This is a genomic window from Undibacterium hunanense (genome assembly GCF_014284335.1).
Lineage (GTDB): Bacteria > Pseudomonadota > Gammaproteobacteria > Burkholderiales > Burkholderiaceae_D > Undibacterium > Undibacterium hunanense.
Map to the genome: position 1 here is coordinate 1 of NZ_JACOGF010000057.1, position 412 is coordinate 412.

Sequence of the window (412 nt, forward strand, 5' to 3'; positions counted from 1 at the left end):
CAGGTACTGTAACTGCAGGCAATACAGAAACCATCGCGTTGACTACAGCCGGTACGATCGTTGCTAACGCAGCTATCGAGCGCTTCACACTGGCTAACGGCACAAACACATTCACTGCTGGTACTAACACAGTGAGCGTTGTTGGTGGCACAGGTAACGATACGTTCAACTACACTGCAACACAAATCGCCGGCGCAACAACGCTGGACGGCGGTCTGGGTGCAGATACACTGAACATCGGTGCAATCGGCGCTAACTTGAACATCAGTGCGCTGGTAACAGGCGTTGAAACAGTGAACGTAACTGGCTCTGCAGCAACTGGCTACATCTTCACTAACGAAAACGGTGCTGGTGTCACACTGAACTACGCTAAAGGCGCATTCGCTGATACAGTTGTTCTGGGTACAGGCGG

At 51.9% G+C, this 412-nt stretch carries 1 pseudogene; it reads left to right on the plus strand.

What is annotated here, in order from left to right:
* Positions 1-412: pseudogene (locus H8L32_RS27300) on the plus strand (hypothetical protein); the annotation flags it as partial.